Origin of the sequence: Amycolatopsis sp. NPDC089917, from assembly GCF_040684635.1 — a bacterium.
Taxonomy (GTDB): Bacteria; Actinomycetota; Actinomycetes; order Mycobacteriales; family Pseudonocardiaceae; genus Amycolatopsis.
This window is the reverse complement of record NZ_JBFBGL010000006.1, coordinates 106,040-123,883: the sequence shown is the minus strand read 5'-3', so window position 1 is coordinate 123,883 and position 17,844 is coordinate 106,040. Positions and strand designations below refer to the sequence as shown.

Annotated in this window: 14 protein-coding genes; 4 read left to right on the top strand and 10 right to left on the bottom strand. The window is 69.2% G+C overall.

What is annotated here, in order from left to right:
- Positions 1 to 18: 18 nt before the first annotated feature.
- The 5 genes from AB0N89_RS07210 to AB0N89_RS07190 form a co-directional block, all read right to left on the bottom strand.
- Positions 19 to 1,479, bottom strand: coding sequence for a trypsin-like serine protease (locus tag AB0N89_RS07210; protein ID WP_364201097.1), 1,461 nt, complete (start codon positions 1,477 to 1,479; stop codon positions 19 to 21).
- Between the two features lie 26 nt (positions 1,480 to 1,505).
- Positions 1,506 to 3,059 (bottom strand): S8 family serine peptidase, encoded by a 1,554-nt coding sequence (locus tag AB0N89_RS07205; protein ID WP_364201095.1) that lies wholly within the window; start codon positions 3,057 to 3,059, stop codon positions 1,506 to 1,508.
- A 276-nt stretch (positions 3,060 to 3,335) separates the two neighbouring features.
- On the bottom strand, positions 3,336 to 6,092 hold the full coding sequence (locus AB0N89_RS07200; RefSeq protein ID WP_364201093.1) for a LuxR C-terminal-related transcriptional regulator: 2,757 nt from the start codon (positions 6,090 to 6,092) through the stop codon (positions 3,336 to 3,338).
- A gap of 288 nt (positions 6,093 to 6,380) precedes the next feature.
- Entirely contained in the window at positions 6,381 to 6,794 is a 414-nt protein-coding gene (locus tag AB0N89_RS07195) for a hypothetical protein (RefSeq protein WP_364201091.1), read from the bottom strand.
- A 144-nt stretch (positions 6,795 to 6,938) separates the two neighbouring features.
- Positions 6,939 to 7,070 carry a hypothetical protein gene (locus tag AB0N89_RS07190; protein ID WP_364201089.1) on the bottom strand — a complete coding sequence of 44 codons (132 nt, stop codon included), beginning with the start codon at positions 7,068 to 7,070 and terminating at the stop codon, positions 6,939 to 6,941.
- A gap of 277 nt (positions 7,071 to 7,347) precedes the next feature.
- Here AB0N89_RS07190 and AB0N89_RS07185 point away from each other — a divergent pair, with 277 nt between their 5' ends.
- Positions 7,348 to 8,964 (top strand): FAD-dependent oxidoreductase, encoded by a 1,617-nt coding sequence (locus tag AB0N89_RS07185; RefSeq protein ID WP_364201087.1) that lies wholly within the window; start codon positions 7,348 to 7,350, stop codon positions 8,962 to 8,964.
- 223 nt (positions 8,965 to 9,187) lie between these two features.
- On the opposite strand, the gene AB0N89_RS07180 is transcribed toward AB0N89_RS07185, so the two are convergent.
- Positions 9,188 to 9,595 carry a hypothetical protein gene (locus AB0N89_RS07180; protein ID WP_364201085.1) on the bottom strand — a complete coding sequence of 136 codons (408 nt, stop codon included), beginning with the start codon at positions 9,593 to 9,595 and terminating at the stop codon, positions 9,188 to 9,190.
- A 101-nt stretch (positions 9,596 to 9,696) separates the two neighbouring features.
- Entirely contained in the window at positions 9,697 to 12,540 is a 2,844-nt protein-coding gene (locus AB0N89_RS07175; protein ID WP_364201083.1) for an NACHT domain-containing protein, read from the bottom strand.
- A 268-nt stretch (positions 12,541 to 12,808) separates the two neighbouring features.
- Between AB0N89_RS07175 and AB0N89_RS07170 the strand changes: the two genes are divergently transcribed.
- Positions 12,809 to 13,567: a serine protease gene (locus tag AB0N89_RS07170; protein WP_364201081.1), complete on the top strand. Its 759-nt coding sequence runs from the start codon at positions 12,809 to 12,811 to the stop codon at positions 13,565 to 13,567.
- 84 nt (positions 13,568 to 13,651) lie between these two features.
- Here the strand turns inward: AB0N89_RS07170 and AB0N89_RS07165 are convergent, their stop codons facing one another.
- Positions 13,652 to 14,506: a hypothetical protein gene (locus AB0N89_RS07165; RefSeq protein WP_364201079.1), complete on the bottom strand. Its 855-nt coding sequence runs from the start codon at positions 14,504 to 14,506 to the stop codon at positions 13,652 to 13,654.
- Between the two features lie 107 nt (positions 14,507 to 14,613).
- Between AB0N89_RS07165 and AB0N89_RS07160 the strand changes: the two genes are divergently transcribed.
- Positions 14,614 to 14,985 (top strand): hypothetical protein, encoded by a 372-nt coding sequence (locus AB0N89_RS07160; RefSeq protein ID WP_364201077.1) that lies wholly within the window; start codon positions 14,614 to 14,616, stop codon positions 14,983 to 14,985.
- On the opposite strand, the gene AB0N89_RS07155 is transcribed toward AB0N89_RS07160, so the two are convergent.
- Entirely contained in the window at positions 14,969 to 15,778 is an 810-nt protein-coding gene (locus AB0N89_RS07155; RefSeq protein ID WP_364201075.1) for an ESX secretion-associated protein EspG, read from the bottom strand. The genes AB0N89_RS07160 and AB0N89_RS07155 overlap by 17 nt on opposite strands.
- 320 nt (positions 15,779 to 16,098) lie before the next feature.
- Here AB0N89_RS07155 and AB0N89_RS07150 point away from each other — a divergent pair, with 320 nt between their 5' ends.
- Positions 16,099 to 16,911 (top strand): arginase family protein, encoded by an 813-nt coding sequence (locus AB0N89_RS07150; protein WP_364201073.1) that lies wholly within the window; start codon positions 16,099 to 16,101, stop codon positions 16,909 to 16,911.
- Between the two features lie 64 nt (positions 16,912 to 16,975).
- Here AB0N89_RS07150 and AB0N89_RS07145 read toward each other — a convergent pair whose 3' ends face one another.
- Positions 16,976 to 17,812 (bottom strand): undecaprenyl-diphosphate phosphatase, encoded by an 837-nt coding sequence (locus AB0N89_RS07145; RefSeq protein WP_364201071.1) that lies wholly within the window; start codon positions 17,810 to 17,812, stop codon positions 16,976 to 16,978.
- Positions 17,813 to 17,844 lie beyond the last annotated feature (32 nt).

Here is a 17,844-nt window from a genome sequence, read left to right as displayed (position 1 = left end):
CCTCCATGGTCGTCGTGGTCACTGGACCGTGAGCGTGTACGTGGCGGTCGAGGTCTTGCCGGCGCCGTCCTTCGCCGTCACGGTGATCGGGTACGTGCCGGCCTGGAAGGGCGGGAAGACCTGCATCGTGGACGTACCGCCGCTGGAGATGGTCTGCGGGTTGAAGAACGGCGCGAACGGCAGGCCGGAGCCGGAGGCCGAGAGCGTGATCGAGCCGCTGCCGCCGGTCACGGACACCTTCGTGCTGACCATGGAGCCCGCGCGAGCGGTCCCCGAGGCCGGGTCGAGCGTCACCTTCAGGTCACCTGGCTCGCTACCGCCCTTGCCGACGGTCAGCGTCAGCGTGGTGGTCACGGTGTCGGTCGTTCCCTTGCCGGAGACGGTGATCGTGTAGTCCCGCTCCGGGGTGCCCGCCGCGGTCTCGATCGTCAGCTTCGCCGTGTCGCCCGACTTGATGCTCGACGGCTGGAAGGTCGCCTTGGCGCCGTCGGGGAGCCCGGACGCGGTCAGCGCGACGTTCTCGCTGCCGTTCTTGCCCGGCTTGCTCGTGATCGACGTCGAGATGTACTTGCCGGGGTCGACCTTCACCGAGCCCGGCGACGCCGCGAGGGTGAACTTGTCGGCGCTGGGCGCGTCGCCGATCTGCTGTTTGACCCAGTCCCCCATCTCGTTGTTCAGGCGGCTGTAGACGCTGTACCACTTGAAGTCGCTGCGGCTCCACGAGGTGATGCCGACGACCACGCCGTTGACGATGAACGGGCCACCGCTGTCGCCGGGCAGCACGGTCTTCCGGCCGTCGGAGTAGCCGGCGCAGATCATCGTCTTGGGGTCGACGCCGTTCTCCACCCCGGTGCACTGGTTCGCGTTGACGATCGGCAGGGTCAGCTTCTGCAAGGTGACGTCGGCGGGGCTGTCGTTCTGGGTCTTCTTGCCGTATCCCAGGCTGAAACCGTCCTTGCCCGGGGTCTCCAGGCCGGTGTCGGCGGACGTGGCGACCTTCGCGTAGCCGCCCGCTGGGACCGGGATGTCCGCGTCGGTGGTGATGATCGCGACGTCGTAACCGTTCCAGGGCTGGGTGAACTTGGGGTGGAGCTGGTAGTCGACGGCCTTGAGCTGGGTACCGCCGGTGCTCTTCAGGTCGTCGAGTCCGTAGAGGACGGACTTCTCGCCCGCGAGTTCCTTGCAGTGCGCCGCGACCATCACCTTGCGGGGCGCCACGACCGAACCACTGCAGCTCTGTCCCTTGGGGCGTGATCCGCCTTCACGCAGGGCCGCGATGGCGAACGGGTAGTCCTTCACCGAGGCCGGTACGCCGCCGATCCCCTGGGCGTGGGCGCCGTCGGGGATCCGGACGTCACCGGTCGGGGCGATGGCCGACGTGACCGGCTGGGGCGCCGCCCCGGCGGTTCCGCCGACGACGGGGACCGACAGCGCCGTCATCCCCAGCGCCAGCAGGCCCAGGATTCTTTTTCTCTGCACGGTGTTTCCTTTCACAGGGAGGGAAATCAGAAGGTCAGGCCGAAGCTGTCGATGGCGCCCGCGTCGAAGCGGTAGACGTCCTGGACGCGCAGCTTCCAGTCGCCGGAGCGGTTCTCGGCAGAGGTATCGACGGTGTAGGTCTTGGAGAGGTCGATCGAGCTTTCGCCACCGGCCTGCTTGAGGTTGACGACCTTGCCGCTCGGCGTCACGAGGTCGATCCTCAGATCGCCGGAGTACGGGTGCTTGATCGCCACGGCGACCGAGGTGCCCGAAGTGCCCTTGGCGTCACAGGAACCGATGGTCACGGTGCTGGACACGGCGTCACCGGCGTCCGGGATGGCGACGTCGTCGGTGCTGCTGCCGCCCGCGCAGGACGGCGGATTCGGCGTGCCGCCATCGAGGAAACCGGTGTACAGCAGCTTGTTCGGCGAACCCTTGACATCGGAGATCTTGCCGGGGGTGGTGTTGTCGAGCAGCGCCTTGGTGACCTGCGCCGGGGTGGCCGACGGATTCGCGGTCAGGTAGAGCGCGGCCGCGCCGGCGACGTGCGGGGTGGCCATCGACGTGCCGCTCATCTGCTGCGTGCCGCCGCCGTTGCGGGTGGAGGTGATGTTGCTGCCCGGTCCGAACAGGTCGGTGCAGGTCCCGTAGTTCGACGACTGCGACGAGTTGAAGATCGACCGCTTGTCCTGCGCGTCGCTCGCGGCGACCGTGATCGCCTCCGGTGTGCGTGCGGGCGAAACGTTGCAGGCGTCCTGCCCCTCGTTACCCGCGGCGACCGTGACGGTGATCCCCGCCCGGACAGCGCCCTGCACCGCCTGGTCCACAGTGGACGTCGCTCCGCCGCCGATGCTCATCGTGAGCACCGCGGGCTTCTTGGCGTTCTTGGTGACCCAGTCGATACCGGAGACGATCGTCGACCACGGAGCGCTGGAATTGCAGCCGAGCACGCGGACGGCCACGATCTTCACGCCCTTGGCGACACCGTAGGTCGTGCTGCCGACAGTGCCCGCGACATGGGTGCCGTGACCATGGCAGTCGGAGGCGTCGTTGTCGCTGTCGACGAAGTCGTATCCGCTGCTCGCGCGGCCGCCGAACTCGGATTGCCGGTAGTCCGTCCCGGTGTCGAGGACGTAGACGGTGGCACCGTCGCCCTTGTTGGCGTAGCTGTACTTCTTGTCCAGTGGCAGATCCTTCTGATCGATCCGGTCCAGGCCCCAGGTGGGATCGTTCTGGGTGTCGGTGGCGTGGGCGAGGGCGTCCTGCTCGACGGTGGCGACGGCCGGGTCCGCGGCGAGCTTCCGGGCCTGCGCCTCCGTCATGCGGCCGGCGAAGCCCCGCACGGCCGCGTCGTAGGTGCGGGTGACCTGCGCGCCGTAGCCCGAGGCCAGCGAGCGCGCGTCGGCGGTGGTGGCCTGACCGGGTTTGAACGTGACGAGGTAGGCGCCCGGGATGGCGCCGGGACCGCCCTTCAGCACGGCCTGTTCGCCCGCGGAAGCGGCGGCGGGGAGGACGAGGGTGGCGGCGGACAGGGCCGTGGCCAAAGCCAAGGTCCATCGAGGACGGAAACGTTCACGCATCGGCATACTCCTGAAGGTGGGGAATCGGCGCCGGGCGGGGAGAGCGCGAAGGCGACCGCGACGCTGTGACAACAGTGAATTTTCCGGGAGCCGAGAACAATAGTGGTCGTCCACGATAGACTACTCATTAAATTCACAGGGTCGCCACCAGCACTTTTACCGCAAGTCATGCCGGTTCGAGCGGACTGGAATCACTAAGGCCCGTATGCCGAAAAAGTAAGTGACCTCATCAATCTGCGCGGACACGAAAAGGTCAAGTCGAGTAAATCACATGATTCAGATGGTTTTCGACAAGGCGAGCCGGTCCCGCAGCAATTCTTCACTCAGCACGGCGCGCGAAGGCAGCTCGAGTTTGCACAGCGCGCGGCCGAGATGGACCTCGACGGTACGTGCCGACAGGAACAGGCGTTCGGCGATCTGGCGATTGGTCAGGTTCTGTGCGGCGAGGCCGACGACCTCGAGTTCACGCGGTGACAGCGCCTTGCCGTAGCCGCGACGGCCGCGTCGCGGGACGTCCGGACTGTGAGCCGCGAGTGCTCGGCGGCACCGCTGCGCATCGGCGAGGGAGTCCAGCGCCCGGTAGGTCGTCTCGGCCGAGGTGAGCGCGCCCAGTACCCGTTCGTGCTCGCCGAGTTCGGCGTAGCACTCGCCCGCGAGCTCCTCTGCGCCCGCGGCCGCTTGAGGTCGCGGCAACGCTTGGTAGGACCGCGCCGAGCGGCTGAACAGTTCAGCGGCTTCGGCGGCGCGAGGCCGGGCGAGCAGTCCCCGGCAGAACAAGTCCGCCGCGACAGCGAGTGGCGCGTCGCGGCCGGCGATCCCTTCCTGATACTCGGCCAGCAGCTTTTCGGCGGCTTCGGTCTCGTGCGCACCGATCAGGATCCGTACCGCGAGCGGAAGCAGTTCCGCCGCCCACACCCAGTTGTTCTTGCGGCGGACGTTCGTCAACCCGTACTCGACGAGACGACGCGCCCCCGCCAGGTCCTTGCCCGCCAGCCGGACCGCCGCCCGCCCCGCGAACGACGAGGCCTGCAGGGGAACGCTGCCCGCCGAAAGCCCGAACGCGGCGTCGAAATCGCGCAACGCCGCCGCCCGCCGTCCGCGACCGAAGTGGTACCACCCGAGCGCCAGCAGCGGCTCACCGGCCAGGGAACTGTCTTCCCCCACGCGCGCGATCAGGTCACGAGCCCCGCTGTCCACAGTGGACAACAGGCCCATCGCGACGTCGAGTCGCAGGTCCGTACCCGCGGCCAAGGCTTCCAGATAGGGCTGGTGCTCGTCCTGGATCAGCCTCCGTGCCGTCGCGAGATACGACCTGGCCACCGGGTAGTAGCCGTTCCACGCCGCCGCGTCGGCGAGGTTGATGTAGGTCCGGCAGACCTGGCGGCGCACATCGGCCGACCGCGGCGAATCCGGAAGCGTGCCGACGTCGAGCCAGACACCGGGATCGGCCACCTGCATCCGGCTGGACATCCGGTTCGCGGTGACCGCGGCGAGCAGCTCGACGTCGCGGATGCCTTGGCTGGCCCGCTCGGCCTGATCGAGCCAGCGCAGGTTCTCCTCGACCGGGATCGCGCCGAGGTGCGGGAGCGCCAGCGTGACCAGGCCACGCGCGAGCAGGGCGCGATGGTCGGAGAGGTCGGCGACGGCCAGCTGGATCTCCGAGCGGCCGGCGTCGACCTGCCCGTTCTGGTTGATCAGCACCCGGCCGAGGTTGATCCGGATCTCACCGCGGGCGGTCTTGCTCATCGGCCACTCCCGCACCGCCGTGCGCAGCAGGCGGACCGTCGGCTCCTTGATCAGCTCGTAGGCGGTTTCCCTGCTGAGCCTGACCGCGAAGTTCTCCCGGTCGGCGCGGGAAAGTCCCTCGTCACCGAGCGCGGCTTCGAGCAGGCGCACGGCTTCGTCCGGCTTGCCGTCGGCCACCGCGGTGTCGACGGCCTCCGAGGTCCATCGCACCCATTCGCCGAGTTCACCGGCCGACCGATGGTGCTGCGCGATTCTCGACGCGTCCGGTTCACCCGAACCGGAGAGAAGCCGGGCGACGCGACCGTGCAGGCGGCACCGGCGGGGGCCGGGGATGGCGGCGTGGACGGCCTCCGCCACCAGAGGACTGCGTGCGGCGTACCGCCCTCTGCCCAGATCTCGCAGAAATCCCGCGTCGAGAGCGGAGAGCAGCGCGTCGTCGACGGCATCACCGTCCAGTTCGGACACTGTCGCCAGCTCGGCGCCACCGGCGGAGCGGCCGAAGACCACAGCCGCCTCGGTGACCGCGGCGCAATCCGGATCCGCTTCCGCGAGTCTGGCCGCGAGCGCGGCGGACCAGGCCTCCGGCATGGATGTGCGAGGCGATTCCAGGACCGCGTGAACGGCTCCGCGCACACCGCCGGTCCGTCGATGAACCCGTTCGCCGAGCTCCCGCGAGCCGGCCAGCGACACGACGTCGTCGGCATCCAGCGGCGCCAAGGTGAGGATCGCGGTCACTCCCGATCTCGGAGGCCACCAGGATTCCCCCTGCCCGGGCCGATGCGCCCGGATCGTCGAGGTGGTGACGACCGCCAGCCGCGGAGAAGGGTTGTCCGCCAGGAACCGGAAGAGATCTTGGGTCTCCTCGTCGGCTTCGTCCGCGTCGTCCGCGAGCAGGACCGTGCGGTCGTGCGCGGTCAGCAGTTCCCGGAGCGCCCGGAAGACAAGGTGACGGCCGTTCGTGTCGGCAGGCGCGGCGGGGAGCACTCCCCCCAGTTCGGGAAGCAGGGGCCGGAGGACTCCGGCGAGCGGCGACAGGAGACCCGCGACCGCGGTCCACCTGCCGAGGTCGGCGCTCAGCGCTTCGAGCACCGGGCCGAGCGGGACGGGTCGACGGCGTTGGGCACAACGGACCCGGAGCACGGCGCACTCCCCGGCTTCGCGGCGCGCGAGCTCGTCGAGCAGCCGTGTCCGGCCCGCTCCCGGTTCGCTTTCGACCACGGCGAAGGCGGGACACCGGGCGATCGCCCGTGCGGTCCCCGAGACGAGATCCGCTGCCGCACCGTTCATGAAACGACTCTAAGCGCGAACCTCCCGTCCGGGATTTCTCTAAGGGCCCTCATTTAATGCGCAGTAAGGCAAGGTGTCCTGTCAGGTGCCAAGTCCGTGAAGGCCTCCTTGAGGGACTCTGGGTCCCTCAAGGAGGCCTTCACGGACCGGTGTTCGGTGGCGATCAGCGTGGTCCCGGAGCGTTGCGAAAGCCACTTTCGCAACCTTCAACGTCGCGGAAGTGGCTTTCGCAACACCCGAGGCCGGCGTACGGGCGAGCGACTGAACACGCCACCTTTGCCTTACCCCTCAATGCGAGGCCGGACGGGCCAGCTCGACGAGACTGTCGAACAGCACCTCCGCGGACCGGCACACGGCCAGCGGGGGCACCTCGAACGGGCCGATGACCTCGGTCAGCTGTTCCCAGGCGAACCGGCCCAGCACCCTGGCCAGCACGATCCTCACCGCGGCGGGCTCTCCCTCACGCGACCGCAACGCGTCTTCGCCGCCACTGAGCCGTCCTTCGGGCTCGAGCGCGTCGAGGCACCGCGAGAGCACCTCGCCGGTCAGCCGTACCACCGCCGCGCGTGACGACCCTCGCAGGTAAGGGGCGACGTCCGCCAAGCCCGCCATCCGGTGAAGCACGCCGGCCACCATGCGGTCCCGTACATAGCGCGGTCCGAGGGTGGAAACGGTCGCGGGCTCCTCGAATCGCTTCGACACGGTCCCCAGCTTTCCCGGGCGCCGAGGCCCCAGCCAGGTCCGCAGCGATAGATGAGGATCCGTAGCTATTGGGCGGCCGCGCCGAGTCAGAGGTTGATGGCCGGCCAGAGCGGTGATCGACGCCGCCTGGCCCAGAGGCGATGGTCAACGCTGTCGGCGCCTCCGCATCTTGAAGGCCACCACGCCCACCACGGCGAGGACAGCCACCGTCAGCCACAACGCGGTCGGCACACCGGACAAGAGGCCGGCGGCGGTCACCAGGGATCCGATCAACATGGGTGATGCTCCTTCGATGGTCACTATCGCGACGGCCTAACCGTTGATGACGACGCTACGAACGCCGCCCGGGTGTGTCGTCGGTTCGCGGGAGGAACCGCGGTGGAGATTTCCCAGGCAGATATCCACCCCGTCTACACCTCCAGCACCAGGACACCTGCCCGGAAACCGGTTAGCGTCACCGCCGATCGCCTCAGTGACCGCACGGGATCAGGGAGGGTGTGATGGCGAACATGCATGCCGCATCGGCGCCGGCGGTGCGCCAGGACGGTGACCGGTGACCGACGTACTGATCGCGGGCGCCGGACCCACCGGGCTCACGCTGGCCATCGAGCTGGCCCGCCGGGGCGTCGACGTGCGCATCGTCGACCGAGCCGGCGAGCACTTCCCCGGTTCGCGCGGCAAGGGGCTCACCGCACGCACCCAGGAGGTGCTGGACGACCTCGGTGTCGCCGACGAGGTGCTGCACCACGGGTTCCGGCACCTGCCACATCGGCGGTACCTCGACGGCGACTTGATTGCCGAGGCCGACCCGCACGCCCAGCGGGCACCCACACCGGATCGGCCCTATGACGGCGGGCTGCTGATCCCGCAGTGGCGGATCGAGCGGATCCTGCGCGCACGGCTCGCCGAGGACGGCGTGCGGGTGGAACTGGCCGCGGGCGTCGCCGAGTTCAGCCAGTCCGCGAACGGTGTGCGTGCGGTGCTGGATACCGGCGAGCGGGTGGCTGCGCGCTACCTGGTCGGCTGCGACGGCGGCCGCAGCACCGTGCGCAAGACACTCGGCGTGCGCTTCGAAGGTGAGAGCGGGGAGCAGGCCATGCTGCTCGGGGACGTCGAGCTCGACGGGCTCGAACCGGACGCCTGGTACCAGTGGACCGTCCGTGGACGCGGGTTCCTGGCCCTGTGCCCGTTCCGCCACGAGCGGTCCTGGCAACTGCAGGCCGTACCGTTCAGCGACTTCGGTTCGGGCGGCAGCCTCCCCGAACCCTCCCTGCCGTACTTCCGGCGGATCGTGGACGATCTCGCCGCCGGGCACGGCATCCGGCTCTCGAAGGCAAGCTGGCTGTCCACGTACCGGGTGAACGTGCGGATGGCCGACCGGTTCAGAGTGGGCCGGGTGTTGCTGGCAGGCGACGCGGCGCACGTGCATCCGCCGGCCGGCGGCCTCGGCATGAACACCGGTATCCAGGACGCGTACAACCTCGGCTGGAAGCTCGCCATGGTGTGTTCCGGCGCGCGGGAGTCGCTGCTGGACAGCTACGAGGAGGAGCGGCTCCCGGTCGCCTCGTGGACGCTCGGTGTGAGTGCCGAGGGGCTGCGCAGGGTCGCGGAGCGGTTCGTCGACGGTGGCGGCACGGACATCGCGGACGGCGCGCCCCCGGACGGCCAGCAGCTCGGGCTCGGCTACCCGGCCGGCTCGCTGTCCGTCGACGGCGACTCCGGGAACGGACCACGCGCCGGTGATCGGGCCCCCGACGCGCCCTGCGTGGACAGCTCCGGCACGCCACGGCGGCTGTTCGACGCCTTCCGCGGCCCGCATTTCACCCTGCTCGGCTTCGGCGAGTCCTGCGCCGGTCCACTGCAGGACGCCGGCACCGCCCACCGCGGACTCGTCAAGCCGGTGGCGGTCGGCGCGCCCGGCAGCGGTGCCGATCTTGTGGACGTCGAAGGGCACGCGCGGACCGCGTACGGCGTCACCGGGGACACCCTCGTCCTTGTGCGGCCTGATGGGTACCTCGCGCTGCGCGCACCCGGCGCGAGCAGGACTGCCGTGCGGGACTACCTGGACCGGGTCGGCGCCGGGGGGCAAGCGGTCACCAGCAAAGGGTCAAACCCTGTCTCCGTTCACGAACGGCCAGCGCGACCGAGGCCGCGGCGAGCCCGCTCATGACCACCGCCGTGGCCGCCAGCCGTCGGAGCCGCCACGCGGATCGGTTCGCCCGGGCCGTCTCTTCTTCGCGAGCCCGGACGCTCGCGTCGAGGAACTGGTGTTCCCGGACGGTCAAGCTCACCCGTCCGGCCAACATGATCGTTCCCTTATCCGGGGTCGGGCCGCCGTCACCCGGCCACGCCGGGCCGGTCGGCGCTACTCGCCGGACGCGGGACGTCGTGGCTCACCTTTGCGGCGCCTGAATCACCCGCGCGGAAGGGTCCCGTGCGTCAGGGTCGCGTACGCGGTCAGTGAGCAGGAAACCTGGTAGCTCCACCCCATGCTCTTCGGTGAGCCGGAAAGTGCCGCCGAGCGCGCCGGGGTCCCAGCCGAGGGCGAGCGCGCTCTCGATCAGGAACCGGACGTCGGCAGGCTCCGGGTAGGAACCGTCGGTCGCGGCCGGGGTCCAGCCCACGCTCATGGCCTTCGAGAGCAGATCCGCCTCCAGCGCACGGCCGTTCTTGCCGGCGCCCCAGGCGCGCACTCTGACGCAGCGGCGGCTGTCGACGCCGTCGCCGTCGACCTGACCGATCGTGGCCCGCCACGTGTAGGCCCGCTCCCCGATGCGGAGCGTCCGCAGCCTCTTTCGCACTGGATCACCCGTTCACCGGCCAGTCCCGGGGTGAGCGGTTACATCGACCGATCTCCGGGCGCGGTGCGCGCCTGTCGCAGATCACGTTGGCGTCGTCGACTTCACCCACGCCGTGAGGCACCGGAGGACGCCTCCGCGTCCTTCAGCAGATGAACAACCTCACTGGCGGGCACCACACCGGCCTGCCTGCGCTCGATCACCATGGCCAAGGCGGCGACCTGGTGGATCGGCCTGGCCGTTTCAGCCTGCGCCGCGAGAAACAATGCGAGCAACCGGATCTGCCGGAACTGCGCTGTCGTCCCTCGCGATGCGTCGGCGATCTTTTCGCAGGCGTGGACCAGGCGCTTCCACATCTCCCGCTCCCAGGAGTTCTCGGATCGCTGGCTGTCGCACACCGCCTGCGCCGTGCTCATCAATGCCCGAGGCTCAGGCCACACCACGAGGTCGTCCGGCCAGGCCCGCGCGAACTCCAACCGCAGTGAGTCCGCGTCGTAGTCCGCTCTTCCGTGCGCGTAGCGATAGAAGCGACGGATCACCTTGCCCGCAACGAGGGTGAAGTCCGCGGTGTCCTGCTCCCAGTCGAACAGCTCCCGGACGGCCAGGCTGGTTTCCTGCAGCGCGGCATCAGCGGCCTCGATGATCTCTTGCCGCATGACGGACACATTCGTGTGCAAGTAAGGCGTGCGGAGCTGCGCACGAGTCAGAAAGGGCTTCATCCACCGCTGGTAGTCGGTGGCCTCTTCCCGATTTCCCATGGATTTCGCCTCGGCGCGCACACGCAGCAGGGCGACGACCCGCTCGAACTCAGGATCCAGGTCCACCGCCAACTGGTCCTGAAGCACTGTCCGCGAGATGTGGTGCGGATGCTCCCCGCTTGGTACGTGCAAGCCGTCCGAGGTCCAGGCGAAGTGCCCGGGGAGCACGGCCGCTCGTTCGCCGAGTTCCTCGGCCGTGGGCAAACGGATGCCGGGTTCCTCGACAGCGGTGGCGAGCCAAGCGCTGAATGCCTTCGCATCTGACAACGGCATCCCGGTGGCGGGCTCGTTGTTCCACGGTACTGGGCTGTCGGCGCGCTTGGCGCGATACCACAGCTGCAGAAGACGGTTGGGCACCGGCGCGCGACACAGAATCGCTCCACTGTCCACTGTGGCGCTGTCACGCAGCAGGCGGGTGGTCAGGACCTTGGTCACCAGGGTCCTGACGTCGTCGGGACAGTCGTCCCGCTGGGCACGATCGAGCAGGTCGAGGGTGCGATCGCGCAACGCCGCATCCAGATCGGCGCCGTCCTGAATACAGTCGAAGGCCAGCGCGAGGGCATTGGCGCCATTGGAACGCAGGCAGGCGGCGACGATCTGATCTCCGTCGACGAGCGTCGAGTAGAGAAGGGTCGTCTCCCGCCACCACGAGTCGTCGACGTGCCCGGTCAGCATGGTCGCCAGGCCGCGATCACGGATATGGACCGCGGCCAAGTACTCCTGAAAGGTCAGATGCGCGAAGGCGTACCGCAGCTGTTCCCGTTCCACCAGCAAACCGGCACCGACCACCTCCACCAGGACGTCCCACGAGGTCAGTGGTGTCGAGATCCGGCGCATCAGCGGATCGAGCACTCCCACGATCTCCCGCGCGGGCAGCTCGCGCACGCCGGAGACCATCATATGGTGCGCCACTGCGCGCAGCAGTACCTCCAGCCGTTCACCCGGCATGGCCAGTCGCAGCTGTTTGGCGGCCTGACGCCGCCAGAGCATCACCTGGCAGATCTCGCCGTACAAGTCCACTCGCCGCCCAGGCAGGGCGCCACGGTAGCGGTGCACATTGGCGATCATGGTGAGCAGCAGCGGGTTGGTCGTGAGGTCCGCCAGGTTCTGTGCGCCGCGCAGCCGGGTCAGCAGGTCGTCGGCGGCGAGGTTCGCGGCCGTGTCGACATCCTCGTTGCGGGCGCCGGTGGTGATCCGTTCGGTCGCGGTGTACCAGGTCCGCACGAACACCGTGACCTGCGCCGGGCTCAGCGGGCGGGTGGCCAGCACCGCCGCACCCTCGACCGGCGCCTCCGAATAGCCCTGCGGCCGGGAGGTGATCACGAAGTCGTTGCCCGGGTATTGCCGGGTTTGCCGCTCCACCCATGCCGACACGGCACGCCGATACTCCGCGCGGGCCACCTCGTCGAGGCCGTCGAAGAGCACTACACAGTTGCCGTTGCGTAACTGCAGCTCCAGCCAGTCTCCCGGTTCGAGCCTGGCCAGGTCGCCGAGGCTTACCCGGACGAGGTCGGCCAGGCGGGCCGGCGGCTTGCCTGTGATCGCCTCGACATGGTCACGCAGGTAGATCAGGATCGGGACACGACGACGGCGCTCCTGCTCCCGGCAGATCATCCGGGCCGTATGGCGCAGCAGGGTGGTTTTGCCGCTGCCGGGGGTGCCGATCACGGCGAGCAAGCGCGGCCGCTCCTGGTCAAGGAAATCGTCGATGTCGTGCCGCTTGCCGGCCTCGTCCGCGGTGAGCAGGCCACCGACCTCGTGCGCGGGCCGGGGTACGAGGCTGACGTGGACATAGACCTCGTCCAGTTCCGGGGTCACGATGCCCGGGGTGGCCAGCCCTTTCAGGTCCACGTAACGCAGCCCCGCGAGGACGTGTTTGCGGTACTTCGCCGCGAACGGCTGCCTCATCCATTCGACGAACCGGACTCTTATCCGAGGCTCACGGCGCTTCTCCGTTTCCTCTGCTTCACCGGCTTCGTCGTAATGACCCCGTACCCATCGCCACAACGGCGGCACGAACAACGCCAGAAACGCCAACGTCCCCGCCGGCCAGCTCATCCCCTCCAGCGCGTTACGCACCGGGTGCGCATCGGCGAGGAGCCAATCCGGTGGCCCCAGCCGTATCGACAACGTCACCGACGCCACCAGCACCACCGCGACCAGCCCCACCCGCCACCAGGTGCGCGACACTCACATCCCCCGTCGTCATTGACGATCGAACCCGCCTGTCGGCTATGTCGCGGACAGCGCGCTCAGTGATACACCAACCGGCTGGGATCAGGACGTCGCGTGCCGGCCGCACCCCTCGATGGTATGTCCGATTCCGTACCAAGGAAGGTAGCGGATACTTTACAGAGCACTACGGTGTGGTGTTGAACGATCTGACACCACTGAATCCCTTCCCATGCTGGACTCCCCTTTCTCAGCAGGAGGCCGAAAAATCATGTGGATCCGACGTATGTCCTTGATCGCCGCCGCCCTCTTTGCCGGGTCGCTCTTCGCCGGGCCTGCGGCCGTGGCCGAGTCACCGGCCAGACCGCCGATCGAACCTTTCATCATCGGCGGCAAGGTCGTCACCACTCCGTACTCGTTCTTCGCGTCGCTGCAGCGCAACGGTCGTCATTTCTGCGGAGCGTCGTTGATCGCCCCGCAATGGCTCGTCACGGCGAAGCACTGCGTCCAGGGCTCCACCGGCGGCGGCTTCTCCGCCCGGATCGGCTCGATCAACACCGGCTCCGGCGGCGAGCTCATCACCGCGGCGAGCGCGACCCTCGGCGCGAACGACATCGCCGTGGTGAAGCTGTCGAGAGCGGCCACCGCCAAGCCGATCAAGATCGCGGCCTCCAGCCCGGCCGTCGGCACCGTCAACAAGCTGATCGGTCACGGCCAGACGTGCGGGACCCCTGGTTGCGGAGGCTCGTCGCCGCAGCTTCGCGAGGTGGACACCACAACGGCCGCGGACGCCAAGTGCACCGCGGATTTCAAGCGAGGCAAGGAGATCTGCTTCCAGGGCGCACCCGGAACCAGTGCCTGCTACGGCGACTCGGGCGGACCGTCCATTTTGGATGGTCAGCTGACCGGAGCCACCAGCCGTTCCGGCAACAACAGCAGCAACTGCCTCAACGGTCCCGGGATCTACAACAGCGTCCCCGGCTACCGCGCCTGGATCGACCAGGTCACGGGCGGTGCGGTGACCGCCTGGGAGGCGACGGCCTAACCCCCTGGAGGACCATGGCGGCCAGTGCGCCCCGGCCGGCAAGGCCGCGGGCGCACTGGCCACGCCCGGTGACCCTTCTGATCGCTAGCGGCTCTGGACTGCCGGTTCCCGAGCGGGCTCCTTCGCCTCGGTGGCGTAGTGAGCGGTGACGGTCGCGCCTGCCATGGCCAGGATCAGGCCTGCGATCGTGAATCCGGCGAAGCCGTCACGGACCCGGTCGTCGAGGAAGAGCAGGCCGATGACCGAGGACAACGCCGTGTTGGTGGTGAACATGATCGCGTTGACGGCCGTCGCTCCGCCCTTCTGCAGGGCAAGGGCGAACGCGATCGCCGCGGCCAGGCCGTTGAGGACCATCGCCCAGACGGCCGGTTCGGCCAGCATCCCCCAGCCCGAGGACGGGAGGTTCAGGGTGCGCGCCGAGACACCGACCACACTGAAACCGACTCCCGTCGCGAAGCCGAGCACCTGCGCCGCCCAGGGGCGGTCGAAGCGCCTGAAGTACCAGGCGATCGCCCCCACGACCAGCGACATCGCGGGCAGGACCCAGCGCCACCCCGACGGCAGCTCCTTGGCCGGTCCCGGCTGCGCCGAAAGTCCTAGCAGGACCAGGCCGACCGCCCCGACACCGAGCGCGGCCCAGCCCGGCGCCGCCAAGCGGGTGCCCATGAGCGCGGAGATCGCGGCGGTCACGCCGACGCTGAACGCCAGGACCGACTGGACCAGGAACAGCGGCAGCCGATGCAACGCGGCCGCGGCGCAGGCGAAGCCGACCAGGTCGACACCGACGCCCAGGAAGTAGATCCATTGGCGCCGCAGGTGCACCAGGTCCAGCGCGCTGCCGCCGAAAGCGCCCGCGCGGCGGACGCCGATCGACTCCAGCACCGAGCCACCACCCGAGGCCAGCGCCGCCAGCAGCGCGAGGACGTATCCGACGATCATCCCCGCAGTCTGTCAGGCACGGTTCGCCGCGCCGCTGAGGGCCGATATGGACAGGCTCCCCGAGTGGTTCCGACGGCGGCGGCGACCAAGACCGTCAGCGTCTCCGGGTGGGTGTGCGACGCGGGGTCGTCGGACGCTTCGCGGTCGTCGTGGAGCGATGGGTCGTGGTCCGCCTGGTGTCCGGCGCCGCCTGGGTCGTGGTGGTCGCCGGGGTCTCCGGCGGTGACGACGCAGGCGTCGTCAAGGGGCCGGTCGCCGTCGTCTCCGGAGCCCGCTTGGTCGTCGCGGGCACCACCTGGCCGGCCCCGGACCCGCCCCCGGCACAGGCGCCGAGCAGCACGCCCGCGCCCATGACCAGGCCAAAGCACCACATCCGCATGGCGCGGACCTTAACAGCCGTCGCCTGCCCGGCAGGCCATTTCCGACGGATCGACATCCGCCGGCCGGCGCGCCGTACGGGGATCACCAGAGGTGGCTGAACGCGCCTTTGTCGGGTGAAGGCCGGCTCTCGACGAAGTCGTCGTCCGCGAGCCCTCCGATCCGTGCCTTCAACGTCGCACCGTCGGCGGGCAGGAGCGTGACCGATCCATAGCTCCGCACGACGACGTACCGCCCATCGGCGCTGTCCACAAAGGACAACGGGCGGATCGTTGTCAGCATCTTTCCGGCGGCTCCCGAGCGCTCCGCACTCGCCTGCCCGACCGCCTTGGCCCTCGACAGAACACGCAGGAACCACTCGGCGCCCTCAGGGTTCACCCCGTGCTCGGTCAAAGACCGCTTCCCATCGCTGAGCAGCCCCGATCGCCGCCACGCCCGGCCCGACCGGAGGAAGGCGAGTTCGTTCACGCGGAGGGGCCGCCCGATGCCCGGCTGGGTCACGGGCAGTGCCTCCAACATGCCTTCGGCCATCCTCGTCGCGTTCATCCATCCCAGTTCCACGGTCTCGTTGCGCATCACCACACGCAACGCCCGGCCGGTGTGCTGGGGAAAGCAGCCGATCGCCACCCGCCCGGCGGAGTCGTTGTAGCGCACCGACAGCCCGAGGTCGCGATCGTCCATCGCCCGCAAGGCCTGCAGCACGTCGCCGTCGAGGTTGTCCGCGTCTCCGAGGCTGTTGGACGTCAGCCATCGATGTGCGCGAGCACGAAACTCTCGGCGCTCCTCGTCATCGCGGCCGTGGCGGCGCACCACGAGAGGGGACGGCATCGGCCCGAGGCCGAGCCGTTCCCACAACACTTCGTAGACCAGCACGGGAAGGGTGGGAAGCGTCATCGTCACCGCGCTGCGGGTCACCTCGAAACCCCCGCCCGTCTGCTCGCCGGAACGGGCCGGAGTCCGGCTCCCGGCGTGTTTTCCGGCCTCGGCCGTCGGCGACGGTTCGTGTCGGTCAGAATTTCAGCCTCCCGAAATCGATGCGACCGGAGTCGCGCACCAAGCCTGCTCGGCCGCAGCCTTGACCGTATACGTGATGATCGCGTCAGCGACAGAATCCGTCGGGTGAGGAAATGCCGCCCGGCGAGAGGTGATCTTCGGCAGACTTGCACCAGCGGAACCCCGACCCGCTCATCCGCCGAGCGAAAGAGAGACACCTCGTGGCCGACCACGGCACCGATGACACGTGGGATCTGATCGTCACGCCCTGGCACCTCGACGAGCACATCCCGGCCCTCCCGACCCCCGCCACCGCGACCCGGGTCGGCCTCCCCGCTCTCCCCGACGTCCCCGTTCCCGCCCGGATGAGCCTGCTGCACAAGGCCACTTTCGACGTCGTGACGCAGGCCGCCAGGCCTCTCGTGCTCTCCGGCGACTGCCCCACCTCCCGCGCGGTGGTGGCCGGTCTGCAGCGCCGCCATCGCGACCTGGCCGTGCTCTGGCTGGACGCCCACGGCGACTTCAACGATCCCGCCATCACGACCAGCGGTTACATCGGCGGCATGGCGCTGGCCATGCTGACCGGCCGCACCCCTGGCCTGTTCGACGACGACCTCGGCCTGCGCCCCGTCCCCGACACCAGCGTCGTGCTCGCCGATGCCCGCGACCTCGACCCCGCCGAGCGCGACGCCCTCACCTCCAGCCACGTCCATCGCGTGCCCGCCGACCCCGCCGCGATCGCCTCCGCCCTCGGCCGGCTCGGCCCGGTTCCCGTCTATCTCCACCTCGACATCGACGTCATCGACGGCGCCCAGCTGCCCGGCGCGCGCTTCCCTTCCGGCCCGGGCCCCTCACTCACGCGGATCGAGGAATGCCTGGCCGCCGCCTGCAGCACCGCTGACGTCATCGGTGCCTACATCGCGTCCGCCTGGCTCCCCGACCACGCGGGCGACGACAGCAGCCGCCAGACGATCACCCGCCTCACCGCGGCACTCGGCGCCGACCTCACCTGGACCGAACCCGGCGGCCGATGACCGCACAGGAAGGCATCGCCCGTACGCGCCGGTGCCAGGCCGCGCGATCGGCCGGCGATCGCGATCAGGCGGTCAGGACTCCGGTGGTGATCAGGCCGAGCAGCGCGAGCCCGGCGATGACGCGGTACACGATGAAGGCCGTGAAGGTGTGGCGTGCCACGAATTTCAGCAGCCACGCGATCGAGGCGTAGGCGACGGCGAACGAGACGACCGTGCCGATTAGCAGCGGCACCGGGTCCAGGCCGCCGCCGAGCGCGTCCTTCAGTTCGTACAGTCCGGCGCCGGTCAGCGCGGGGATCGACAGGAAGAACGACAGCCGGGTCGCGGCGACCCGGTCGAGGCCGCGCAGCAGGCCCGTCGAGATCGTGGCCCCTGAGCGGGAAAAGCCCGGGAACAACAGAGCGAGGATCTGTGAGCCGCCGACGAGCATCGCGTCCGACAAGGTGGCATCGGCCTCGGCGCGTTTGCCGGTGCCGAAGCGATCCGCGGCCCACATGACCGCGCTACCGGCGATCAGCGAGACGGCGACGACCCACAAGGACGCGAGCGGGCCCTTGACCAGCGACTGGAACAGCAGGCCCGCCACGACGATGGGCAGCGTCGCGAAGATCACCCACCAGGCGAACTTGTAGTCGTGTTCCTGCCTGGCCCGCGGGTCGACCAAGCCGCGTCCCCAGGCGGCGGCGAACCGGGCGATGTCGCGGAAGAAGTAGACGAGCACCGCGGCGATGGCGCCCATCTGGATCACCGCGGTGAAGCCGACGACCGCTTCGTCTTCGACCGGGATACCCAGGAACCCCTCGGCGATCTTCAGATGCCCGGTCGAGGAGACCGGGAGGAATTCGGTCAAGCCTTCGACGACGCCCAGGATCACGGACTGTCCGATATCGATGACGCTCAAGAAGATTCCCTTGGTCTAGTGGACGAGCAGGA